Annotated in this window: 16 protein-coding genes and 1 pseudogene; 7 read left to right on the top strand and 10 right to left on the bottom strand. The window is 65.9% G+C overall.

Annotated features, from left to right (window positions below; translation table 11 throughout):
* Positions 1-95: 95 nt before the first annotated feature.
* The gene (locus tag G9E11_RS06455; protein ID WP_190604018.1) at positions 96-1,526 is read right to left on the bottom strand and encodes an FAD-binding oxidoreductase; all 1,431 of its coding nucleotides are present in this window, start codon (positions 1,524-1,526) and stop codon (positions 96-98) included.
* Between the two features lie 225 nt (positions 1,527-1,751).
* Entirely contained in the window at positions 1,752-2,654 is a 903-nt protein-coding gene (locus G9E11_RS06450) for a helix-turn-helix transcriptional regulator (RefSeq protein ID WP_190604017.1), read from the bottom strand.
* A 117-nt stretch (positions 2,655-2,771) separates the two neighbouring features.
* Here G9E11_RS06450 and G9E11_RS06445 point away from each other — a divergent pair, with 117 nt between their 5' ends.
* Together G9E11_RS06445 and G9E11_RS06440 are read left to right on the top strand one after the other, a co-directional pair.
* Positions 2,772-3,968, top strand: a complete 1,197-nt coding sequence (locus G9E11_RS06445; protein ID WP_311764306.1) for an MFS transporter — start codon at positions 2,772-2,774, stop codon at positions 3,966-3,968.
* 226 nt (positions 3,969-4,194) lie between these two features.
* Positions 4,195-5,292: an EAL domain-containing protein gene (locus G9E11_RS06440; RefSeq protein ID WP_190604013.1), complete on the top strand. Its 1,098-nt coding sequence runs from the start codon at positions 4,195-4,197 to the stop codon at positions 5,290-5,292.
* A 44-nt stretch (positions 5,293-5,336) separates the two neighbouring features.
* Here the strand turns inward: G9E11_RS06440 and G9E11_RS06435 are convergent, their stop codons facing one another.
* The 3 genes from G9E11_RS06435 to G9E11_RS06425 form a co-directional block, all read right to left on the bottom strand.
* Positions 5,337-5,732: a response regulator transcription factor gene (locus G9E11_RS06435; protein WP_190604011.1), complete on the bottom strand. Its 396-nt coding sequence runs from the start codon at positions 5,730-5,732 to the stop codon at positions 5,337-5,339.
* A gap of 149 nt (positions 5,733-5,881) precedes the next feature.
* Positions 5,882-6,235, bottom strand: a complete 354-nt coding sequence (locus G9E11_RS06430; RefSeq protein WP_190604009.1) for a DUF202 domain-containing protein — start codon at positions 6,233-6,235, stop codon at positions 5,882-5,884.
* 3 nt (positions 6,236-6,238) lie between these two features.
* Positions 6,239-6,640 carry a YidH family protein gene (locus G9E11_RS06425; RefSeq protein WP_190604007.1) on the bottom strand — a complete coding sequence of 134 codons (402 nt, stop codon included), beginning with the start codon at positions 6,638-6,640 and terminating at the stop codon, positions 6,239-6,241.
* 218 nt (positions 6,641-6,858) lie between these two features.
* On the opposite strand from G9E11_RS06425, the gene G9E11_RS06420 reads away from it, so the two are divergent.
* The gene (locus G9E11_RS06420) at positions 6,859-9,207 is read left to right on the top strand and encodes a multicopper oxidase domain-containing protein (protein WP_190604005.1); all 2,349 of its coding nucleotides are present in this window, start codon (positions 6,859-6,861) and stop codon (positions 9,205-9,207) included.
* A 57-nt stretch (positions 9,208-9,264) separates the two neighbouring features.
* Here G9E11_RS06420 and G9E11_RS06415 read toward each other — a convergent pair whose 3' ends face one another.
* Complete coding sequence (locus G9E11_RS06415; RefSeq protein ID WP_190604003.1) at positions 9,265-9,777, bottom strand: VOC family protein; 513 nt, start codon at positions 9,775-9,777, stop codon at positions 9,265-9,267.
* Between the two features lie 64 nt (positions 9,778-9,841).
* Here G9E11_RS06415 and G9E11_RS06410 point away from each other — a divergent pair, with 64 nt between their 5' ends.
* Positions 9,842-10,630: a helix-turn-helix domain-containing protein gene (locus G9E11_RS06410; RefSeq protein WP_190604001.1), complete on the top strand. Its 789-nt coding sequence runs from the start codon at positions 9,842-9,844 to the stop codon at positions 10,628-10,630.
* Positions 10,631-10,662: 32 nt separating this feature from the next.
* Here the strand turns inward: G9E11_RS06410 and G9E11_RS06405 are convergent, their stop codons facing one another.
* Positions 10,663-11,514, bottom strand: a complete 852-nt coding sequence (locus G9E11_RS06405; RefSeq protein ID WP_246468779.1) for a metallophosphoesterase family protein — start codon at positions 11,512-11,514, stop codon at positions 10,663-10,665.
* Positions 11,515-11,991: 477 nt separating this feature from the next.
* On the opposite strand from G9E11_RS06405, the gene G9E11_RS06400 reads away from it, so the two are divergent.
* A complete protein-coding gene (locus G9E11_RS06400; RefSeq protein WP_190603997.1) occupies positions 11,992-12,627 on the top strand; it encodes a hypothetical protein in 636 nt (211 codons plus the stop codon).
* 32 nt (positions 12,628-12,659) lie between these two features.
* On the opposite strand, the gene G9E11_RS06395 is transcribed toward G9E11_RS06400, so the two are convergent.
* From G9E11_RS06395 to G9E11_RS06385, 3 genes and pseudogenes are all read right to left on the bottom strand, one after another.
* A complete protein-coding gene (locus G9E11_RS06395) occupies positions 12,660-13,262 on the bottom strand; it encodes a TetR/AcrR family transcriptional regulator (RefSeq protein ID WP_190603995.1) in 603 nt (200 codons plus the stop codon).
* A gap of 77 nt (positions 13,263-13,339) precedes the next feature.
* Positions 13,340-14,095 (bottom strand): annotated as a pseudogene (locus tag G9E11_RS06390) (alpha/beta fold hydrolase); the annotation flags it as partial.
* 100 nt (positions 14,096-14,195) lie between these two features.
* The gene (locus tag G9E11_RS06385; protein ID WP_190603993.1) at positions 14,196-15,257 is read right to left on the bottom strand and encodes an NADP-dependent oxidoreductase; all 1,062 of its coding nucleotides are present in this window, start codon (positions 15,255-15,257) and stop codon (positions 14,196-14,198) included.
* 100 nt (positions 15,258-15,357) lie between these two features.
* Here G9E11_RS06385 and G9E11_RS06380 point away from each other — a divergent pair, with 100 nt between their 5' ends.
* Both G9E11_RS06380 and G9E11_RS06375 read left to right on the top strand, forming a co-directional pair.
* Positions 15,358-15,714 carry a CocE/NonD family hydrolase C-terminal non-catalytic domain-containing protein gene (locus G9E11_RS06380; protein WP_203219242.1) on the top strand — a complete coding sequence of 119 codons (357 nt, stop codon included), beginning with the start codon at positions 15,358-15,360 and terminating at the stop codon, positions 15,712-15,714.
* 140 nt (positions 15,715-15,854) lie between these two features.
* Positions 15,855-16,586: a hypothetical protein gene (locus G9E11_RS06375; protein ID WP_190603991.1), complete on the top strand. Its 732-nt coding sequence runs from the start codon at positions 15,855-15,857 to the stop codon at positions 16,584-16,586.
* Positions 16,587-16,621: the final 35 nt, after the last annotated feature.

Genomic DNA, 16,621 nt, shown 5'->3' with positions numbered 1-16,621 from the left:
CCCCGCACTCACTTTGCTAAGGGGACATTGCGATTTTCCTAGGCCCTGCTGCCTTCTTGCGTGGAACTCCACCTATTTGGGGGGAGCGCCCCGGCTTAGGCCTCCGCGGCCGACGTCGGCACAATGTTGTGGTTGAGGCGGAAAAGGTTGTGGGGGTCGAAGCGGTTCTTCAGCTCCACCAGCCGGTCATAGGTGTCCGCCCCGTAGGCCTGGCGTGCGGCCTCGATGGGGTCCTGCCCGATTTCTGCGCCGAGGAAGTTGACGTACTGGCCGTGCTCGCCGAACGGCTGCATGAGGGCGTAGGCCTTCCGGGCGAAGGCGCTCAGCCGCTCGTCCTCCGCGGCGTCCTGCCAGAAGCCGTAGATGTTCAGCCAGTACTTCGCCGAGCGGTTGGGAAACGCTGTGGCCCCCTCGGGCACCCGCCCGAAAGCCCCCTCCATGTGGTGGATATCGATCCCGGTCCCGGACCATGTCACCTCTGAGGCGAAACCTGTCAGAACGTCGATGGCCACATCGTCCAGCCGGGAGAAGGACACGTTCTTCCAGTACCCGCGGGAGCCCTTGGGAAAAAGGCTGTCCATGGCAGTCTGCCACTCCAGCCAGGCGGCCGGCCCCACTTCCTCCGCGTCCGGTGGCGCGGCCCCGCGCAGCTGCCCGATCAGCTCGAGCCCGGGCTGGTGATCCTCCGAAGTCCAGGCGAAGCCGATGATCATCCACGGCTCCTCGCCCATCCCGAAGTCGGGCGGGAGCACCAGGAAGGAGACGATCGGGTTCATCTCCGCGGGCAGGTCCCGCGTCCACCGGTCGAAGGCGCTCAGCGCGCTCTTCCAGCGCGTGGGGTGGTAGAAGAAGTTTCCACCCAGCACGGCAGCCGGCAGCGGCCGGGCGCGGAAGGTGAAGGACGCGACCACCCCAAAGTTGCCGCCCCCGCCGCGCAATCCCCAGAACAGCTCGGGGTTCTGCTGTTCGCTGGCGTGCAGGTGCTCTCCGGTGGCCGTAACGACGTCGGCGCTGTCCAGGTTGTCGAGGCTCAGGCCGTTGGACCGGGTCAGCCAGCCCACCCCGCCGCCGAGGGTCAGCCCCGAAACCCCGGTGGCACTGATCACCCCCAGCGGCACGGCCAGTCCGTGCACGGCGGTGGCCCGGTCCACGTCTGCCAGTGTCGCCCCGGGCTCCACGGTTACGAGCCGGAGTTCGACGTCGACCTCCACGTTGCGCAACTGGCCCAGATCCAGCACCAGACCGCCGTCGACAGTCCCATGCCCGGCAATGTTGTGCCCGCCCCCGCGTACGGCAAGCGGCAAGCCGGTGCTGCGTGCCGTCTGCAGGACGGCATCGATGTCTCCGACGGCTCCGGCCCGGATGACGGCCCGCGGACGGACGTCGATCATGCCGTTCCAGACCGCCCGGGCTTCGTCGTACAACGGGTCCTGCGGTTCGATCACCCGCCCCGCCAGGTGCCTGCGCAACTCCTGCAGGGCGCCGTCCGTTTCGCCGTTCTGCTCCGTCTGGTGCCTTGTGCTCATCGGTCTGCTGCTTCCGTGCCAAGGGGGCTGGTACCCCTGGTCCAGTAGTGGAATGGTTCCCGCCGGGGTCGGCGCTGCAGGGCGATACCCGTCCCAGTAGGCAGCCGGCGGGTGTCGCCGTCCGGGGGATACGATCAGGCCGCCAATGCACCGGAACGGCTCGCGGTGTCCACAGTATAGAGTCGCCAGCAGCACCGGACAACGGACAGCGGGTGGGGGCACCCGTCAGCGCGCTCGCGGATCCGCGCCTGCATCACTGCGGGAGTGTTCAACCGCATTGCCTTGACCGGTGCCTGTCCAGTTGGCGAGGAGTTGCATAGCCTCGGCAGTTGGTGAGTGGGGCTCGATGACGTAGACGACCATGAGCAGGTCCGGTTCGCCGCTGACCTCGAAGGATTCGAAGTCGAAATCGAGGTCACCGACGAGCGGGTGGTGATACTTTTTCGCCCCGTGCCGGAACCGAAGCACGTCATGGGCTGCCCACAGGCTCCGGAACCTGTCGCTCTTCATGGAGAGCTCGCCCACGAGTTTCATGCTCTCCTCGTCGTCGGGGTCATGGGCCACGGCAGCGCGCAGCAGGGAGACGGAGTTGCTTGTCCCCATGTTCCAGTCCCGGTAAAAGTCGCGGGCCCGGGGATCGAGGAACAGGAAGCGCAGGTGGTTGAACTGCCCGGGCCCGGCCTCCTGGGCGTGGGGGAACAGCGACCAGCCGGTCGAGTTCGCGGCCACGAGGTCCAGGCGGCTGTTCTGGATGTAAGCCGGCGCCGCGAACGTGTCGAGTACCCGCTGGAGCTGGGGCCGGACGCGTGGTTTGGCCTTCCGGGGCCGACGTGCCGCAGGCGAGGGGCGGATCGCGCGCGCCAGGGACATGAGGTGGTCGCGTTCCACGTCACCGAGCTGGAGGGCGCGTGCTATCGCCTCGAGCACCTCGTCCGAGACCCCGGTGATCTTTCCGCGCTCGAGGCGGGTGTAGTAGTCGGTGCTGATTGCCGCGAGCTGGGCGACCTCCTCGCGGCGCAGCCCGGGGACCCGGCGGATCCCCGGATACGGCGGCAAGCCGGCCTGCCCGGGGGTGAGCCGGTGGCGGCGCGACGTGAGGAATCCCTGTAGCTCCGCCTGATAGTCCATGCCAACCACGCTACTCCCGGCGGCACACCGGCGGGAGGGTCTGCCGTGACTAGGCACGCCGGACCCATGACAAAGCCGCACTGCCACAGCCCCCTGCCAGGCGGTGAAATGGAATGCGTGTCTACTACTACTGTCACTACTCCTGCCGCCGGCATGACCCGGACCCGGACCATCGTCTTCGCCATCGCCGGCGGGCTCGCCGTTGGAAATCTTTACTGGGCCCAGCCACTGATCGAAGAGATCGCCGGGTCGCTCGGCGTGGCCTCCTCGAGTGCGGCCACGCTCGTCACCGTCACCCAGATCGGTTATGCGCTCGGCATCTTCCTCGTGGTTCCACTCGGTGATGTCCTGAACCGGCGCAAGCTCATCCCTGCGGTGCTCGCGGTGTCGTCGCTCATGCTCCTCGGGGCGGCGGCACCGAGTTTCTCGCTCCTCCTCGGCGCCTTGGGCGGCGTGGGACTCACCACCGTGTCGGCGCAGCTCCTCTCGCCCTTGGCGAGCGAGCTTGCGGCACCGGAGCAGCGCGGCCGGGTCGTCGGAACGATCGCCTCCGGAGCTCTGATCGGCATCCTTCTCTCCCGCACCGTGAGCGGCCTCGTAGCGGAAGCGTTCGGCTGGCGGGCCATTTACGTCATCGCCGCCGTCCTCGCCGTGGCCCTCGCGGTGGTGCTGTACGCACTCATCCCGCGTCTGGAACCGCGGGAGCCGATCCGCTATGCGCGGCTGCTCGGCTCCGTGTTCACCACCGTGGCGCAATACCGCGCCGTGCCGCCCACCCTGCTGATCAGCGGGCTCGGCTTCACAGTCTTCTCCCTGTTCTGGACATCGCTGACGTTCCTGCTCGCCGCGCCGCCGTTCTCGTACTCCGTGGGGCAGATCGGGCTGCTCGGGCTGGCCGGGCTGGCCGGCGCCCTCGCCGCCAGGAGGGCCGGCGCCATCCACGACCGGGGCTGGTCCGTTCCTGCCACGGGCGCCGCGCTGGCACTGCTCGCCCTGAGCCTGGCCGGTGCCTGGCTCGCCAGCGGCTCGATCATCGGACTGATCGTCATTGTGATCCTGCTTGATGTCGCCGCGCAGGCGAACCTGGTCCTCAGCCAGACCCGGCTCCTGACCCTCCCGGGGTCGGCGCGCAGCAGACTCAACACCGCTGTGGTGGTGAGTAACTTCATCGGCGGCGCGGCCGGGTCGGCCATGTCCGGGCCGCTGTGGAGTGCGGGCGGCTGGACCGCCGTCATATTCGCCGCCCTCGTCCTTACTCTTGTGGCACTGGCCGTCTGGTCCGCCAGCCGCACACGTCTCGCCGCTGTGGCGTGACCCGGACAAGGGAAATTGTCCCCGGCACTTCCGGCTTCGACCGTCATCCTGGCTGCATCTAGCTGGCCCTGCATGTACCCAGATCGCGGAGTCTGAGTCCGCAGGACTGACTAATTTTAGCGGGTGCCTTTATGATGCATTCAGTGCCCAGCACGGGGGAGGGATCCCGCTGCGCAGCAGGAAGGCGCGGCCAGCGGCACATGAGCCGGAACTTGAGGAGTGCCCATTGGTTGATAGTCCGTTCCCCGAGGATGACGGCTGGGTGGGGGAGACCGCCGATGAGGTCCCTCTGGTGCGGGCGCAGGCGCGTGAGATCATCGAGGCGGTCCTGGCCGGTACGGATCCGGAAGGGGCTGAGGTCCGTGAGCGGTTGCGTGAGCACGTCGCAGCGCACCCGGGACATCCGGAGGCCGCACTGCACGAGCACCTGATCTTTAGCCGCTCCCTTGCCAGGCGGGCCAGCGGCCGGACCAAGCCGGACAAACGGGATGCAAGTGTTCTGCAGGACGGTGATCCTATGGACGTCGCCGCCCGGGACCGGGCGGCGATTGAAGCGGTCCTGCACGGGGGCATGCTGGTCACGGCTTTCCAGCCGGTCCACGATTTAGCCAGCAAGGGTGTGATCGGCGCCGAGGCCCTGACGCGCTTTGTGTGGGAAGGTGGCGGCAGTGCAGGGTCCTGGTTCAAGAATGCCACCGCGGCCGGGTTGGGAGCGGATCTGGAGTTCTCGGCGCTGCAGTCGGCCGTGGCCGCGGCCCAGGAACTTCCGCCCCAACTGGCCGTCGCATTGAACGTCTCCCCGGCGGTATGCCTCGATCCCCGGCTTCCCGGATTCCTCCATCATGCACCTCTGGAGCTTTCCCGCATCGTCCTGGAACTCACCGAACCGCTTCAGGGCGGCCAGTTGGGCCCGCTTCTGGACGTCCTGGCGCCGATGCGCCGTTCCGGCCTGCGTCTGGCAGTTGATGAGGCCGGCACGGACGCTGCGTCCATGCGCCACATCCGCTCCCTCCGGCCGGATGTCATCAAAATAGGCCGTGATCTGGTCGAGGAGATCCACCGGGACCCAAGCCGTCAGTACCTGGTGGCCGACATGGTCGAATTCGGACGGCAGACCGGCGCGGAACTGGCTGCGGTGGGCATCGAAACCGCCGATGAGCTGACAGTCCTGACCCGGTTGGCAGTTGCCGTGGGCCAGGGCCACTTCCTGGGCCGGCCCACGGTTGACGCGCAGGAATGGGCTGCCTGGGCGGGTCCGGCCACCGCATCCGGGGCTCCTGGCCGTCATGGCCGGCGCCGGGCCGGAAGGCCGCCCGCGGATTAGCCCGGCGTCGGTGGCGGGTTATCGGCGAAGCGGCAAGGTTTCAGCTATACCGCATGGTGGACCGGGCCCGCGGTCCCGGCGGCAAGCAGCGCCTCGATCCTGGTTCGCAGTTCCCTGGGCCGGAACGGCTTCGTGACGTACTCGTCCGCCCCGCAGTGCAGCGCTTCATCGATATCCGATTCGTCGGCGCGGCCCGTGAGCATCACCACCCGGGCGGAGCTGAACCGCCGGATGCGCCGCAGGACTTCGAAACCATCGACGTCAGGAAGGCCGACGTCGACAGTAACAACGCGGGGGTGCCGGCGCCGCACCAGATCGACCCCCTCAAGCCCGCTGGCCGCAGTGTAAACGGCAAATCCCGTCTGCTCGAGGACTGCCCGAAGAAGGTTCCGCATATCCGCGTCGTCCTCAACAACGACTGCCACTCCCAAGCTGGTCATGGTCAACTCCACGTCCGGCGAATCCTTGAACCGGCCCAGCACCAGCACTAAGTTCGCCCCACACCTCACCGTACAAGCGTGGCAGTCTTTTTTCAGCATTAAATTTGTCGGCTTTGAAATTGCGCTTTCATGAAGCGCCGCTCATCCGGTCAGGACAGCACCAGCCAGACGCCAACCGCTCCGAGGGCAACGCAGGCGCCCGCGGTCCAGAAGACCGCCGCGGCATCGGGTGCCAGGCGTCCCGCCCTGATCCCTTCGACGCTGCGCCGGTAGCGCCGCCGCTGGGTCAGGTAGATCCCGCTGCCGGCGGCGATGGTGAGGCCGAACATCGCCAGCACGAACGGCCCCTGGTCCGGGAGCCAGCGAAGGCTCATCGCGCTCGCGGCAATCAGCGTCAGGAGGGTCCGGCCCCAGGCGAGCGCGGTGCGCTCGGGCTGCAGCCCCGGGTCGCCGTCGAGCGGGCCGTTAGCTGGGAGGGGAGCGGTGGCCGGGTTTTCGTCCATGGTTCAGCCAAGAACGACGACGGCGATCACCACCGCCGCTGCGACGGCGCAGCCGGCGGCAAGCAGCGGACCGATCAGCGGCAGGGGCAGCGGCCGGTTCGAGCGCAGACTCGACTCGACCCGCAGCCAGCGAATGGCAGACCCGGCACTTAGCAGCATGCCCAGCAGGAGAAGCAGCACTGACAGTCCGCGGCGGACGGGCTCGGGGAAGACGTCGGTGGTGAACGCCTCCACCGCTATGCCACCGGCGAGGAGCGCCAGCGAAGTGCGGATCCACGCCAGGAACGTCCGCTCATTGGCGAGGGTGAAACGCGGGTCCGGTTCGGTGCCGCCGGGCAGGATCTTTTCGGCGAACCGGCTCCTGCGGGGGACGGAGCCGGGCGGGGGAGTAGAAGTGGACGGCACGGTCACAGTCTAGCCATTGCTGTGCGGCCGCCCCCTGGACCTACCACCCTCCGGGGAGTAAAGGCTGTCGTATGTCAGGACATGGCCCGTCCCGAAGGTGCCGCAAGTTTTCCCTAGGTTGCCCCGGGCAACATGAAGCTCTCTGTTATCGCAATTGGGGGCGACATGGACCTGTGTATCTCGTTTAATCCCGGTCTCCACTACACAGGAGGTCGGCTATGGCAGTGCTAGATGTGCATATCAACGACGGGTTCGTTCCGATGGTGGACGGCTCACTGGTTTATCACCGGGGATTCGGGGACCGCCGGACGGCATTAAACGATCCGAACCCGGCGCTGGCGATGACGCAACGGGTCATCACCGCGAACGGAAGGGTGGTGGCCAGCAGGACGTACCCTCTGGGCGCTCCTGTGCCTCCGCATGGGAGGCCCGCGCCGCTGCGGCCGGACCCGGCATTCCCCCGGCAGTTCCTTGCCCGGAAGGGCTACTGGGCCAGCTTCTTTCCGCCCCGGACGCTGATTGCCGAGACCGGGAGCACCATCGAGATCATGGTGCACAACAACCTGGCGCAGCCGCACGAGATGCGGTTCCACCGTGCCGGGCCGGGCGGGGCCGATATAAGCTCTGGCCGGGTCGCGCCGGGCGCATCGAAGCTCGTGCGGTTTCCTGCACCCCGGCCCGGGACCTACATCTATACCGATCCGGGCAACCAGCCCGTCGAACGGACCCTTGGCCTGTACGGCGGCCTGGTGGTAATCGATCCCCGCAATGCGTGGCGGCTTGCCCCGGGCGCTGCCGAGTTCGAACGCCAGTGGCTATGGCTGTGCCACGACGTGGATTCGAACTGGGCGCGCATCGCCTCGAGGGGCCAGACGGTCGATCCGCTCGCCACCCCGGCGGTGCCCAACTACTTCACCATAAACGGGTTCTCAGGATTCCAATCGCTGGCAGTCACCACTGACCTGGCGTTCAACGACCGGAGGCACGAGGACACGCTGCCCTCGGGCCATCCGCGCGAGACCGATGTGCGCAACTTCAGCGCCTCCCCGGCGGCGGGGGCCGTACGCGCGGGACACCTCATGCGGATGCTCAACGCCGGGATAGTTGACCACCAGCTCCACTACCACGGCAACCACGTGTGGACCGTCCGCGCCAACGGCATCGATTTCCCACGGTCACACGGCCGGGTATCGCCCCAAGGCGACGTGCAACTCCAGCAGTGGGAGGACACCGTCCAGCTGCAGCCGCTGGAACGCAAAGAATCCATCCTGCCGGTCCGGCGGCCGCCGGACACGGTTGAGCAGGTGTGGAACGCACGGAACGAGGACTGGACCTACCCCATGCACTGCCACGCGGAACCCTCCCAGACGGCGCGCGGCGGCATGTACCCCGGGGGACTGGTGGCGGACTGGGTGCTGGCCGGCCAGCCAGTCCCGAGTGAAGGCAGTCCGCCGACCGCTGCGGACCCACACCACACCTTCAGGAGCCAGGTGGACTTCTCATCGGACCAGCCCCACGAAGGCAGCCCGGAGACCGAGTTTCCGCAGAAGCCCGACGTCTTCCTCGAGATGGACTTCTTCAACAGAAAGTTCGTCTTTCCTAGCGGCACCGAGCACGAGATGTGGAGCTTCGAGGGGAACAAATTCGGCCGCCAAATCCCCGGAACCACCGTGCGGGTGCAGGAGGGCCAGCTCTTCCAGGCCACCCTCAAGCCAAACAAGCGGGTTCACACCATCCACTGGCACGGGATCGAGCCGGACCCGCGCAATGACGGTGTTGGCCACACCTCCTTCGAGGTTTCGGGCCATTACACCTACCAGTGGAGGCCGGATGTTGCCGAACGCGGCAACCCCCACCGCGGTGCGGCGGGCACATACTTCTACCACTGCCACGTCAACACCCCGCTCCACGTCCAGATGGGCATGTTCGGCCCGATCGTCATCGATCCCCGGCCCAACCCGGCCATGCCGGTGCCCGCTGGGGCCCGCCGTCACTCGTTTGAAGGTGCGCTGTATGACGCCGCCACGGAAACCCTGATCGCGCCCTATTCCCTTGATCCCCGGTGGCACGAACTGAACCATGCCGCGGGGCTCAACGGCGAGGATGCTGGACTGAACCGCTTCGAGCCCAAACACTTCTTCCTCATCGGCGGCAACATCCCCAACCGGCCGCGGGGCGACGACGTCGTCTGGGCCATCTCCCAGATGCGGGCCAACGTGGTGCGGAACGGCAGGTATCCAACTCTTGTGCGGATGTTGAACGTCGACTACTTCCCCACGCTGACACGCATTACGGACGCAGCGGGAAGGCCAGCCAGGATCGCCGAACTGATCGCCCATGACGGCCGGCCTTTCTGGAACACCCCCAACCCCACGGGCCCCGCGGTGCAGCCCTCGATGGCCGGCCAGCCGCTCCTGACCGACGTCATCAGGTCCGGGGCCGCGGAGAAGTTCGACTTCCTGCTGCGCCCGCCCTCTTCCGGGAAGTACACCATCAGCATCAGCTTCCTGCACTGGCTCACGTCGGAGGTGCTCGCCACCCGAACCGTCACAGTCAACGCTGCCTGATCGAGCGGATCAGACTGCCGGACCCGCATCCGCCAGCCCGGATGCGGGTCCCCGGCGTCAGCCCTGCTGCGCCGCCCATTCTTCGACCCGGCGGTTGCTTTCCTCTTCGGAGAGGTCCTCCACACGGGTCATGATGGACCAGCGCACGCCGAAGGGATCCCGGATGCTGGCGTAACGGTCGCCGGAAACAAAGGTGGCCAGTGGCTCTCGGATGGTGGCTCCGGCCTGTGCTGCGCGCTGCACCAGGGAGTCGGCGTCCGGGCAGTAGAGGCCAAGGGAGTAGCAGTCATTTTCACCTTCCGGGGCCGGAACCAGGTGGTATTCGGGGTTGGGTTCGCCGAGCTGGAGGTGGCCGTTCCCAAAGTCGAGTTCCGCGTGGACCACTACTCCGCCCATCTCCGTGGCGCCGACTACGCGGGCGCCGAACACGTCCTGGTAAAAGGCGATCGCTTCCCTGGCGTTGGTCACGGCAAGGAACGGCGTGAGGCTCGTCAGGCCGTTCGGAATTCCGTGCGTGGTGTGCTCTCCGTGGGCGGCTGTTGTGGATTCGGTGCTTGTAGTATCTGTCATGTCTAAGACGCTACGTGCCTGGCCAGCGGCGGCGCTTGGAGATTCGCGACAGTCTGGAGGAGCTATGGAGAGTTCGTTCAGGGGGATCCTTTACCCGGCCCGGCTGCCCAGTTTTCACCGCCTTCCGGCGCCGGCCCCCGTGGCGGACCTGGTCCAGTGGTTTTGGATTCCCGAGTGGGACATCGAGCCCGGCCGCACCTCCCGCCAGCACCTGATCGCGTACCCCGGCTCCAACCTCGTGGTGCAGCCGGATGGCGTGGCCTGTTCCGGCCCTGCCACCAAGGCGGCCCATCGGGATTTGGCTGGACGGGGCTGGGCGGTTGGTGCGCTGCTGCGGCCGGCGGCGGTGCCGCTGTTCACCGATGATCCCGCCAGCCTGCGGGACACGGAACTGTCGGTGGCTGCGGAACAACTGCATCTTTCCGTCTCGGAGATCATGGAGACGCACGACGGCGATACCCGCCGGGCGCGGGCAGTGGATGCCTTTGTTCGGTGGCTGGCTTGCTTGGCTGGGCCTGTGTCCGAGGAGGCGCTGCTGGCCAACCGGCTGATGGACGTCATCGGCTCCGACGCCTCTGTAGTCCGGGTGGAGGACGCGGCATCTGTGTTGGCGGTTTCGCAGCGGACCTTGCAGCGCGTGGCCAAGAAGTACATCGGCCTCAGCCCTGCCGCGCTGATCCGCCGTCGGCGTCTTCAGGACGCTGCCGAGCAGACGCGGCTGGATCCTTCAGCGGATTTGGCAGCAATAGCTGCCGAGCATGGGTACGCCGACCACGCGCACCTGACGAATGACTTTCAGAAGTACCTGGGCTTCACCCCGAGCACATACCGGCGGGCGGTTGCCGCTGATTGAGCCCGGGACCCGCTGATTGAGCTTGTCGAACTCTACGGTGCCGGACGCGTACCTGCGTCCGTGCCCGAGCCCGAGCCCGACGTTCGAACGAACTTCCAGCTGAAAGACCCGTCATCTTTGAGGGTCATCCGAAGGAACCCGTGGGTTTTGTCGAACCGCTTTACGATGAAGGGTGGACTGTTAGTGAACTCGCGGAGGCCGATCCCTCCCGTGGATACCTGGAACGCTGTCATCCCGTCACTGACGCACTGGTCCTCGTTGTTCACCGGACATGAGCGTTCGTAGTTGTGCTGTGAGCCTGACAGGGTCAGGCGTACCCGGTGCTTATACATCACGTCGATCCACGGCTTGTGGTCCAAGGCCCGCTCGTGTTCGTCCGTGTCCGATGTGAAGTACGGTTCGTGGTACACGACTGCCAGGTACTTACCCGCCGCCTGGGCAGCAGTGAGGTTGTCGTCCAGCCAGGTCGTCAGCGCTTCAGCGTGTTCGGGGTCGTACCGCCAGAACGCGGAGGACAGGAACACGAAGTGCCAGTTCCCGAAGTCCTTCGAATACGGATCCCCGTTCCCGATGAACCCGCGCTGCTGGTTGATTGCGGCCTTTGCGGGGGCACCCGGGCATTGGCCATTCATGAAGTTGTCGAGGTCTTCGTTGCGGCCGGGTTCCCAGTCGTGGTTGGGGGCGGACACCCAGTACAACTTGGGCTTGGTGCCACCCCACAGCGGAGTCCAGTACTTCACGTAGTCGGCGCAGTGCGGGGTGGCGTACTGGAAGTCCCCGAGCCCCAGGAACGCGTCAATCTGGTTCTTCTGCACGAGCCGGGTGATCGCCGCCCCGTTCAGACCGGACGGGCTATCACGGTCAATGGTCCTGACGCCGTTCATGTCACCGACAGCGGCGATCCGAACATCCGGCGCCGGGGTCCTGGGCTTGCGGGGTAACGGTGGGGGTGGCACAACCAGAGTAGTGGTTGGTTGCGGCACCCCTTCAGGGGTGTTCCCACTGCCGAAGGCGAGGGACGCGGCCCAAAGGCCAGTGAGGCCAAGGAGGAAAGCGGAGGTTCCGGCCATAACACGATTGCGGCGCATGGGGGCTAGCGCCTCCTTCCTGGTGCCGTGTGCACTCCTGGCGGGACCGCGCCGGACTGGGGTTGGGTAGCCAGACCCGGAGGGTGAACCTAAGGTTACCGCCGTCCCAGTCGAAGTGTCAGTCCGCGTCCTTGGAATCAGCATGGAGCACCTTGGAAATCAAAGGGGCTACCGGGCGCTGGAGTCCGGTAGCCTTCCACTGTTTTTCCAACCGCATGCTCATATGATCCGATGACCCTGCGGACTCGCGGCCCTGCGAAAGAGAGAGGCGCCATGAAAAAGACAGCACTCGGAGTACTGGCCTTGGCCGGAACACTCGTCGTTCAACTCGGTGGCGCCGGACCGAGCACCGCGGCGGACCGCCTCACTACGAAAACCGAGATGAGAGGCGAGGGAGTGACCGCGGAATTCGTCCGCACGGATGGGTGCATACAGACCAGCGTCAGCGTGTTCGGCAGCGTCTTCACGGCACGTGGATCGGCTCCGCCCGAGAACGTTGGCTTCGTGTCGGTTACACAGGTTAACACCTGCACCCTCGTGACACTGATAAACGGGTCCGGGGATGCGACTACGCTGAACCTGACGGCTCCGAACGGGCTGTCTAGAGGGCATCTGAGGATGTCCATGGAATTCACGAACTATGCCGACGCCGGGAACCCGGTAGTCTCGCCACTCACGGCCGACGTGTCCTTCAAGGCTACGGCTCAGGCGACGAAGACATTTGAAGAGTCCAAATTCCGGTCCGATGGCACCCGCTTTGTATCGTCGGAAGGTACCAGGAGCCGGCCCGTCTCTGTTGCCGGCACGGTGACCCTTGGGGCTCAAAATATTCTTTCGCCGGACACTTCATCGATCTCCGGGACGGTCGGCTCGGTGCGCAGCAAGGAGAAGACAGTAACCGTCCCGTGAAGTAGCGCTCTTGGGCGCTCCTCGGCGGATGGTCAGCGCGGCAGTAGGACGCGGACCTGGTTTTTGATGTCCTGGACGATGTCGTTGACCGTGCTGGCGACGTGGTTGGGGGCTGCCATGGCGAGGAACATGATTGCTGAGGCGATTCGTGCCAGCGTTGCTGCGTCGCTGGGGCCAATGCGCTGGTCCTGTCGCAGCACTGCAGCGATAGCGGCCTCGGTCTGTACGGTGAGGGCAAGAGCGTCGCGGTGGTGGGGCTCCTCGGGGTCGCCGAAGACCATTTCGCGCAGGTAAGTGCGCCCGTTGTCTATTTGGATTCGGTTGCACTCCACGACGGGGCGGATGATCGCCATCACCGCTTCGAGTATGTCCGAGGTGCCCTCTGCGGCTGTCCTGCCTCGCTCGAGCGCGTCGGCGTAGCTGGAGTTCTGCACGAGCAGGAGGAGCTCACCCTTGGTCTTGGCGTAGAGGAACAAGGTACCCGTGCCGATGTCGGCTTTGTCGGCGATTTGCTGCGTGGTGACTTCATCGACGCCGTGCTCAGAGAACAGCTCGCGGGCGGCGGCCGTGATGCGGTCGAGCTTCTGCTGTTTGTTCCGCTCGCGCCGGCCGGGAGCTTGTGGGGCGCGGGGCATAACAGGAGTCCTCCGGAATTAGATCTCTGACCACGGTCAGTGATGATTGTAGTCATTACCGTGGGCTCGGGCGCCGGTCAACGAGCGAGGAACGCCACAGCCAGGGGAGCGAACCGGTCGTGGAACTGGAAGATTCCGCCGTGACCGGAGTCGGGGTAGATGATCAGCTCGGACCCGGTGATGCACCGGTGCAGGTCTTCGGAGAGGACGGAGGGCACCATGCGGTCGTTGTCGCCGTTGGCGATGAGAGTGGGCTGGGTGATCGTCGACAGGTCAGCGGATGCCCCTCGTCCCCATCTCTTGATCGCCTTTAGCTGCGTCCGGAACGCCTTCACCGTGATCGGCGCATCGCGGTCCGCCGTTCGCTCCTCGAGACGCTGCACGAACGCCTTCCCGGCCCGCTTGCCGGTGGCGTTGCGGTTGAAGAACAGGAACTCCTTCGGATCCGACCGGGTCAGGGTGGCACGCAGGATGTCGTAGTACGTGACCCTGGAGATCTTGTCCATATCCTTCCCGCCCTTCGGGCCGGTGCCGGTGAGGATGAGCTTGCGGACAAGTTCGGGGCGCTTGAGCACGAGGGCCTGGGCAATCATGCCACCGAGCGAGAAGGAGAACACGTCAATCGTGTCGAAGCCGAGCGCCTTGATGAACCTGTAGGCGTCATCGGCCATCTCCTCGACGCTGTCGGGGACGGTCCCGGTGGAGGCGCCGACGCCGCGGTTGTCGAAGGTGATGACGTGGCGCTCCTTCGCGATGGCGTCGACGATGCGGGGATCCCAGTTGTCCAAGGTCGCGGCAAGGTGCACGAAGAAGACGACGGGGACCCCGCCCTCGGCCCCAGCTCGCGGTAAGCGTAGCTGACCCCGCCAGCATCGATGGTGCGGGCCGGCGCCTTTGCGTAGGACGTGATGGCCGGGTGGTTGCTGGTGGTGCTCATGCTGATTCTCCCGGGGTGTGGTTGGTGACGAGGTCGCTGATGGCGGTTCCGGGGGCGGCGCTCAGGGGGTTGCTGATGACGGCCTTGCCGCGGATACCGCCCTTTTCCAGGGCGTGAAGTGCCTGAGGGGTCTGGTCAAACGGGAAGACGCGTCCGACGACGGGACGCAGCACGCCGTCGTCGACCATCCCTGCGATCCGGGTGAGCTGTTCACCGCTGGCGCGCATGAAGAGGAATTCGTAGCTCACACCGAGCTTCCGGGCCTGGCGGCGGATGCCGGCGCTGAGGCCGGTGATCGCGAGACGCAGCACCGGGTTGAGGCCGATTTCCCGCGCGAAGGCGGGGTCCGGCGGCCCGGAGATCCCGATGGCCTTGCCGCCGGGGCGAAGCACGCGGAGGGACTTCTCGAGGTTTTTGCCGCCGAGGCTGTCGAGCGCCAGGTCATAGCCTTGAAGGAGCTGCTCGAAGTCCTGGGTGCGGTAGTCGACGACGGTGTCCGCGCCGAGCGCGCGGACGAATTCGGCATTTGCTGCGCTGGCCGTGGTGGCCACGGTCGCGCCGAGGTGCTTGGCAAGCTGGATCGCGATGGACCCGACCCCGCCGGCACCGGCGTGGATGAGGACCTTTTGCCCCGGCTGAACATTCCCGCGCTCCACGAGCGCCTGCCATGCAGTCAGTGCGACCAGCGGCAGCGAGGCAGCCTCCTCAAAGCTGATCGAGGCAGGCTTGAGGGCCAGATCGGCTTCGGCGACGGCGATGCGCTCCGCGAATGTGCCGGTGCGGACTTTGTCTGGCCGGGCATACACGTCATCGCCCGGCTTGAAAGCGCGAACCCTGGCACCGACCCGGATGACAGTGCCGGCGAGATCGTTCCCCAGGGTCAGCGGAAGTTTGTAGGGCAGGATCTGCTTGAACTCACCCGCGCGAATCTTCTCGTCGAGCTGGTTAAGTCCCGCGGCCTGCACTTGGACGAGCACGTCCTGCTCTCCGACCTCGGGTTCGGGGATCTCGGCCTCCCGCAGCGGCTCCTTGTACTTGGTGACGACGAACGCTCTCATTGCGTGGTGCTCCTTCTGGGTGCCTGAATAAAACTGAGTATACTCAATATTGAGTTCACTCATGTGCATTGTCAAGGGGGATCCGCGAGGTGGAGGGAGGATGTGCGGGAGGCGGGGGAGTCTGCTGGATGGCTGGCGCCAGGATTCCGACCAGTTCGTCCTGATCGAGAAGCTCGACGCGAACGGCACTCCGCTGCAGGCGTTCACCGTTCCCAACACCAGCCCCATGGCGCACGACCTCACTGACCATGGGGCGACGATTCTTCGTTACAAGGGCTCGGACGGCCGGCTCCGTGTCTCCGCGCGGCACCTGGACGAGACCCTCACGACCGACGACGTGCCCCCGCACAGCTTCGACCGGATCGAAAAGCTAGGCCAAGGTGAAATCGTCGAGATCGAGATCGACCTGCTCCCCGTGGGGCTTGCATTCCACCCGGGTGAGAGTTGCGCTCCCTGATCAGCTCCCGGAATCTGCTCGGAACACTCGTGCCGGGGATCCGCGAGTACATCGGCGAGAACACCGGCACACACGTCATCCACAACGGAGGCGAGCACGCGTCCTACCTCCAGCTGCCCGTCCAAAAGAACTGAGGGGTCATGAACACGGAAACCACGACCGCACCGTCGGTACATCTGGCAGGACAGGGCACAGACACAAGCATCGACGGATTCGAGCTGTTCTCTGCCCGGCGCGCACTACGGCTCCTGAAGGGCAAGCTCGGCCGGGAGGCGCTCCTGGAACTCCTCGGTGACGAGATCTCCGCCGGCGACGCCTTACTCCGAGACCCCCTCGACCGGTCCCGTGGCGAGGAGACAACCGGTACCACGGCCCTCCTCGCCCATGGCATCACCGCGGCGCAGTTCAGGGGCTGGCTCGGCCGCGGCTTCGCCCGCGAAGACGTCATGCTCGCCGGGCACCCGGAACACTACTCGATCCACGCTGAACCCGGCAGTAACGTCAACATCGTCGAAACCCTCGGCGACTACGTGTGCTCGTTCTTCATGCGCCCGTACGACGACAGCGTCATCGCTGACCGCGGACACCCCCGTCAACTTGGGGCCCTTGAACCGTGCCACCTATCTGACGGCGCTCCTCGCTGCGATCATGTTCAGGAGCGAGCTGGACGATGCCTTCAAGGTCTGCCGGCCGGACCGAATCGGCGGGCAGGACAACGTGTGTCAACCATCCCGGTGAGTCCCCAGCTGCTGCCCCGGCCTCACGACTGGCCTCCTACTGTCCATCTCACCGGCTACTGGGCCGGAAAGCCCGCGCCCGTCGGTGCCGATGCGGAGCTGGAGGACAATTTAAGCTCAAGATTTGCACAATAAGCTCAAGATTTGCACAATAAATTCCGGCTGCGGAG

The sequence above is a fragment of the Arthrobacter ipis genome (assembly GCF_014694315.1).
Lineage (GTDB): Bacteria > Actinomycetota > Actinomycetes > Actinomycetales > Micrococcaceae > Arthrobacter > Arthrobacter ipis.
The sequence above is the reverse complement of the archived record's forward strand: the minus strand, read 5'-3'. Positions and strand labels throughout refer to the sequence as shown.

What these genes read in the sequence shown, in the direction of transcription:
- G9E11_RS06455 (WP_190604018.1), bottom strand. Translation starts at nt 1,526, where the DNA reads ATGAGCACAAGGCACCAGACGGAGCAGAACGGCGAAACGGACGGCGCC.
- G9E11_RS06450 (WP_190604017.1), bottom strand. Translation starts at nt 2,654, where the DNA reads ATGGACTATCAGGCGGAGCTACAGGGATTCCTCACGTCGCGCCGCCAC.
- G9E11_RS06435 (WP_190604011.1), bottom strand. Translation starts at nt 5,732, where the DNA reads ATGACCAGCTTGGGAGTGGCAGTCGTTGTTGAGGACGACGCGGATATG.
- G9E11_RS06430 (WP_190604009.1), bottom strand. Translation starts at nt 6,235, where the DNA reads ATGGACGAAAACCCGGCCACCGCTCCCCTCCCAGCTAACGGCCCGCTC.
- G9E11_RS06420 (WP_190604005.1), top strand. Translation starts at nt 6,859, where the DNA reads ATGGCAGTGCTAGATGTGCATATCAACGACGGGTTCGTTCCGATGGTG.
- G9E11_RS06415 (WP_190604003.1), bottom strand. Translation starts at nt 9,777, where the DNA reads ATGACAGATACTACAAGCACCGAATCCACAACAGCCGCCCACGGAGAG.
- G9E11_RS06410 (WP_190604001.1), top strand. Translation starts at nt 9,842, where the DNA reads ATGGAGAGTTCGTTCAGGGGGATCCTTTACCCGGCCCGGCTGCCCAGT.
- G9E11_RS06405 (WP_246468779.1), bottom strand. Translation starts at nt 11,514, where the DNA reads ATGAACGGCGTCAGGACCATTGACCGTGATAGCCCGTCCGGTCTGAAC.
- G9E11_RS06400 (WP_190603997.1), top strand. Translation starts at nt 11,992, where the DNA reads ATGAAAAAGACAGCACTCGGAGTACTGGCCTTGGCCGGAACACTCGTC.
- G9E11_RS06395 (WP_190603995.1), bottom strand. Translation starts at nt 13,262, where the DNA reads ATGCCCCGCGCCCCACAAGCTCCCGGCCGGCGCGAGCGGAACAAACAG.
- G9E11_RS06385 (WP_190603993.1), bottom strand. Translation starts at nt 15,257, where the DNA reads ATGAGAGCGTTCGTCGTCACCAAGTACAAGGAGCCGCTGCGGGAGGCC.
- G9E11_RS06380 (WP_203219242.1), top strand. Translation starts at nt 15,358, where the DNA reads ATGTGCGGGAGGCGGGGGAGTCTGCTGGATGGCTGGCGCCAGGATTCC.
- G9E11_RS06375 (WP_190603991.1), top strand. Translation starts at nt 15,855, where the DNA reads ATGAACACGGAAACCACGACCGCACCGTCGGTACATCTGGCAGGACAG.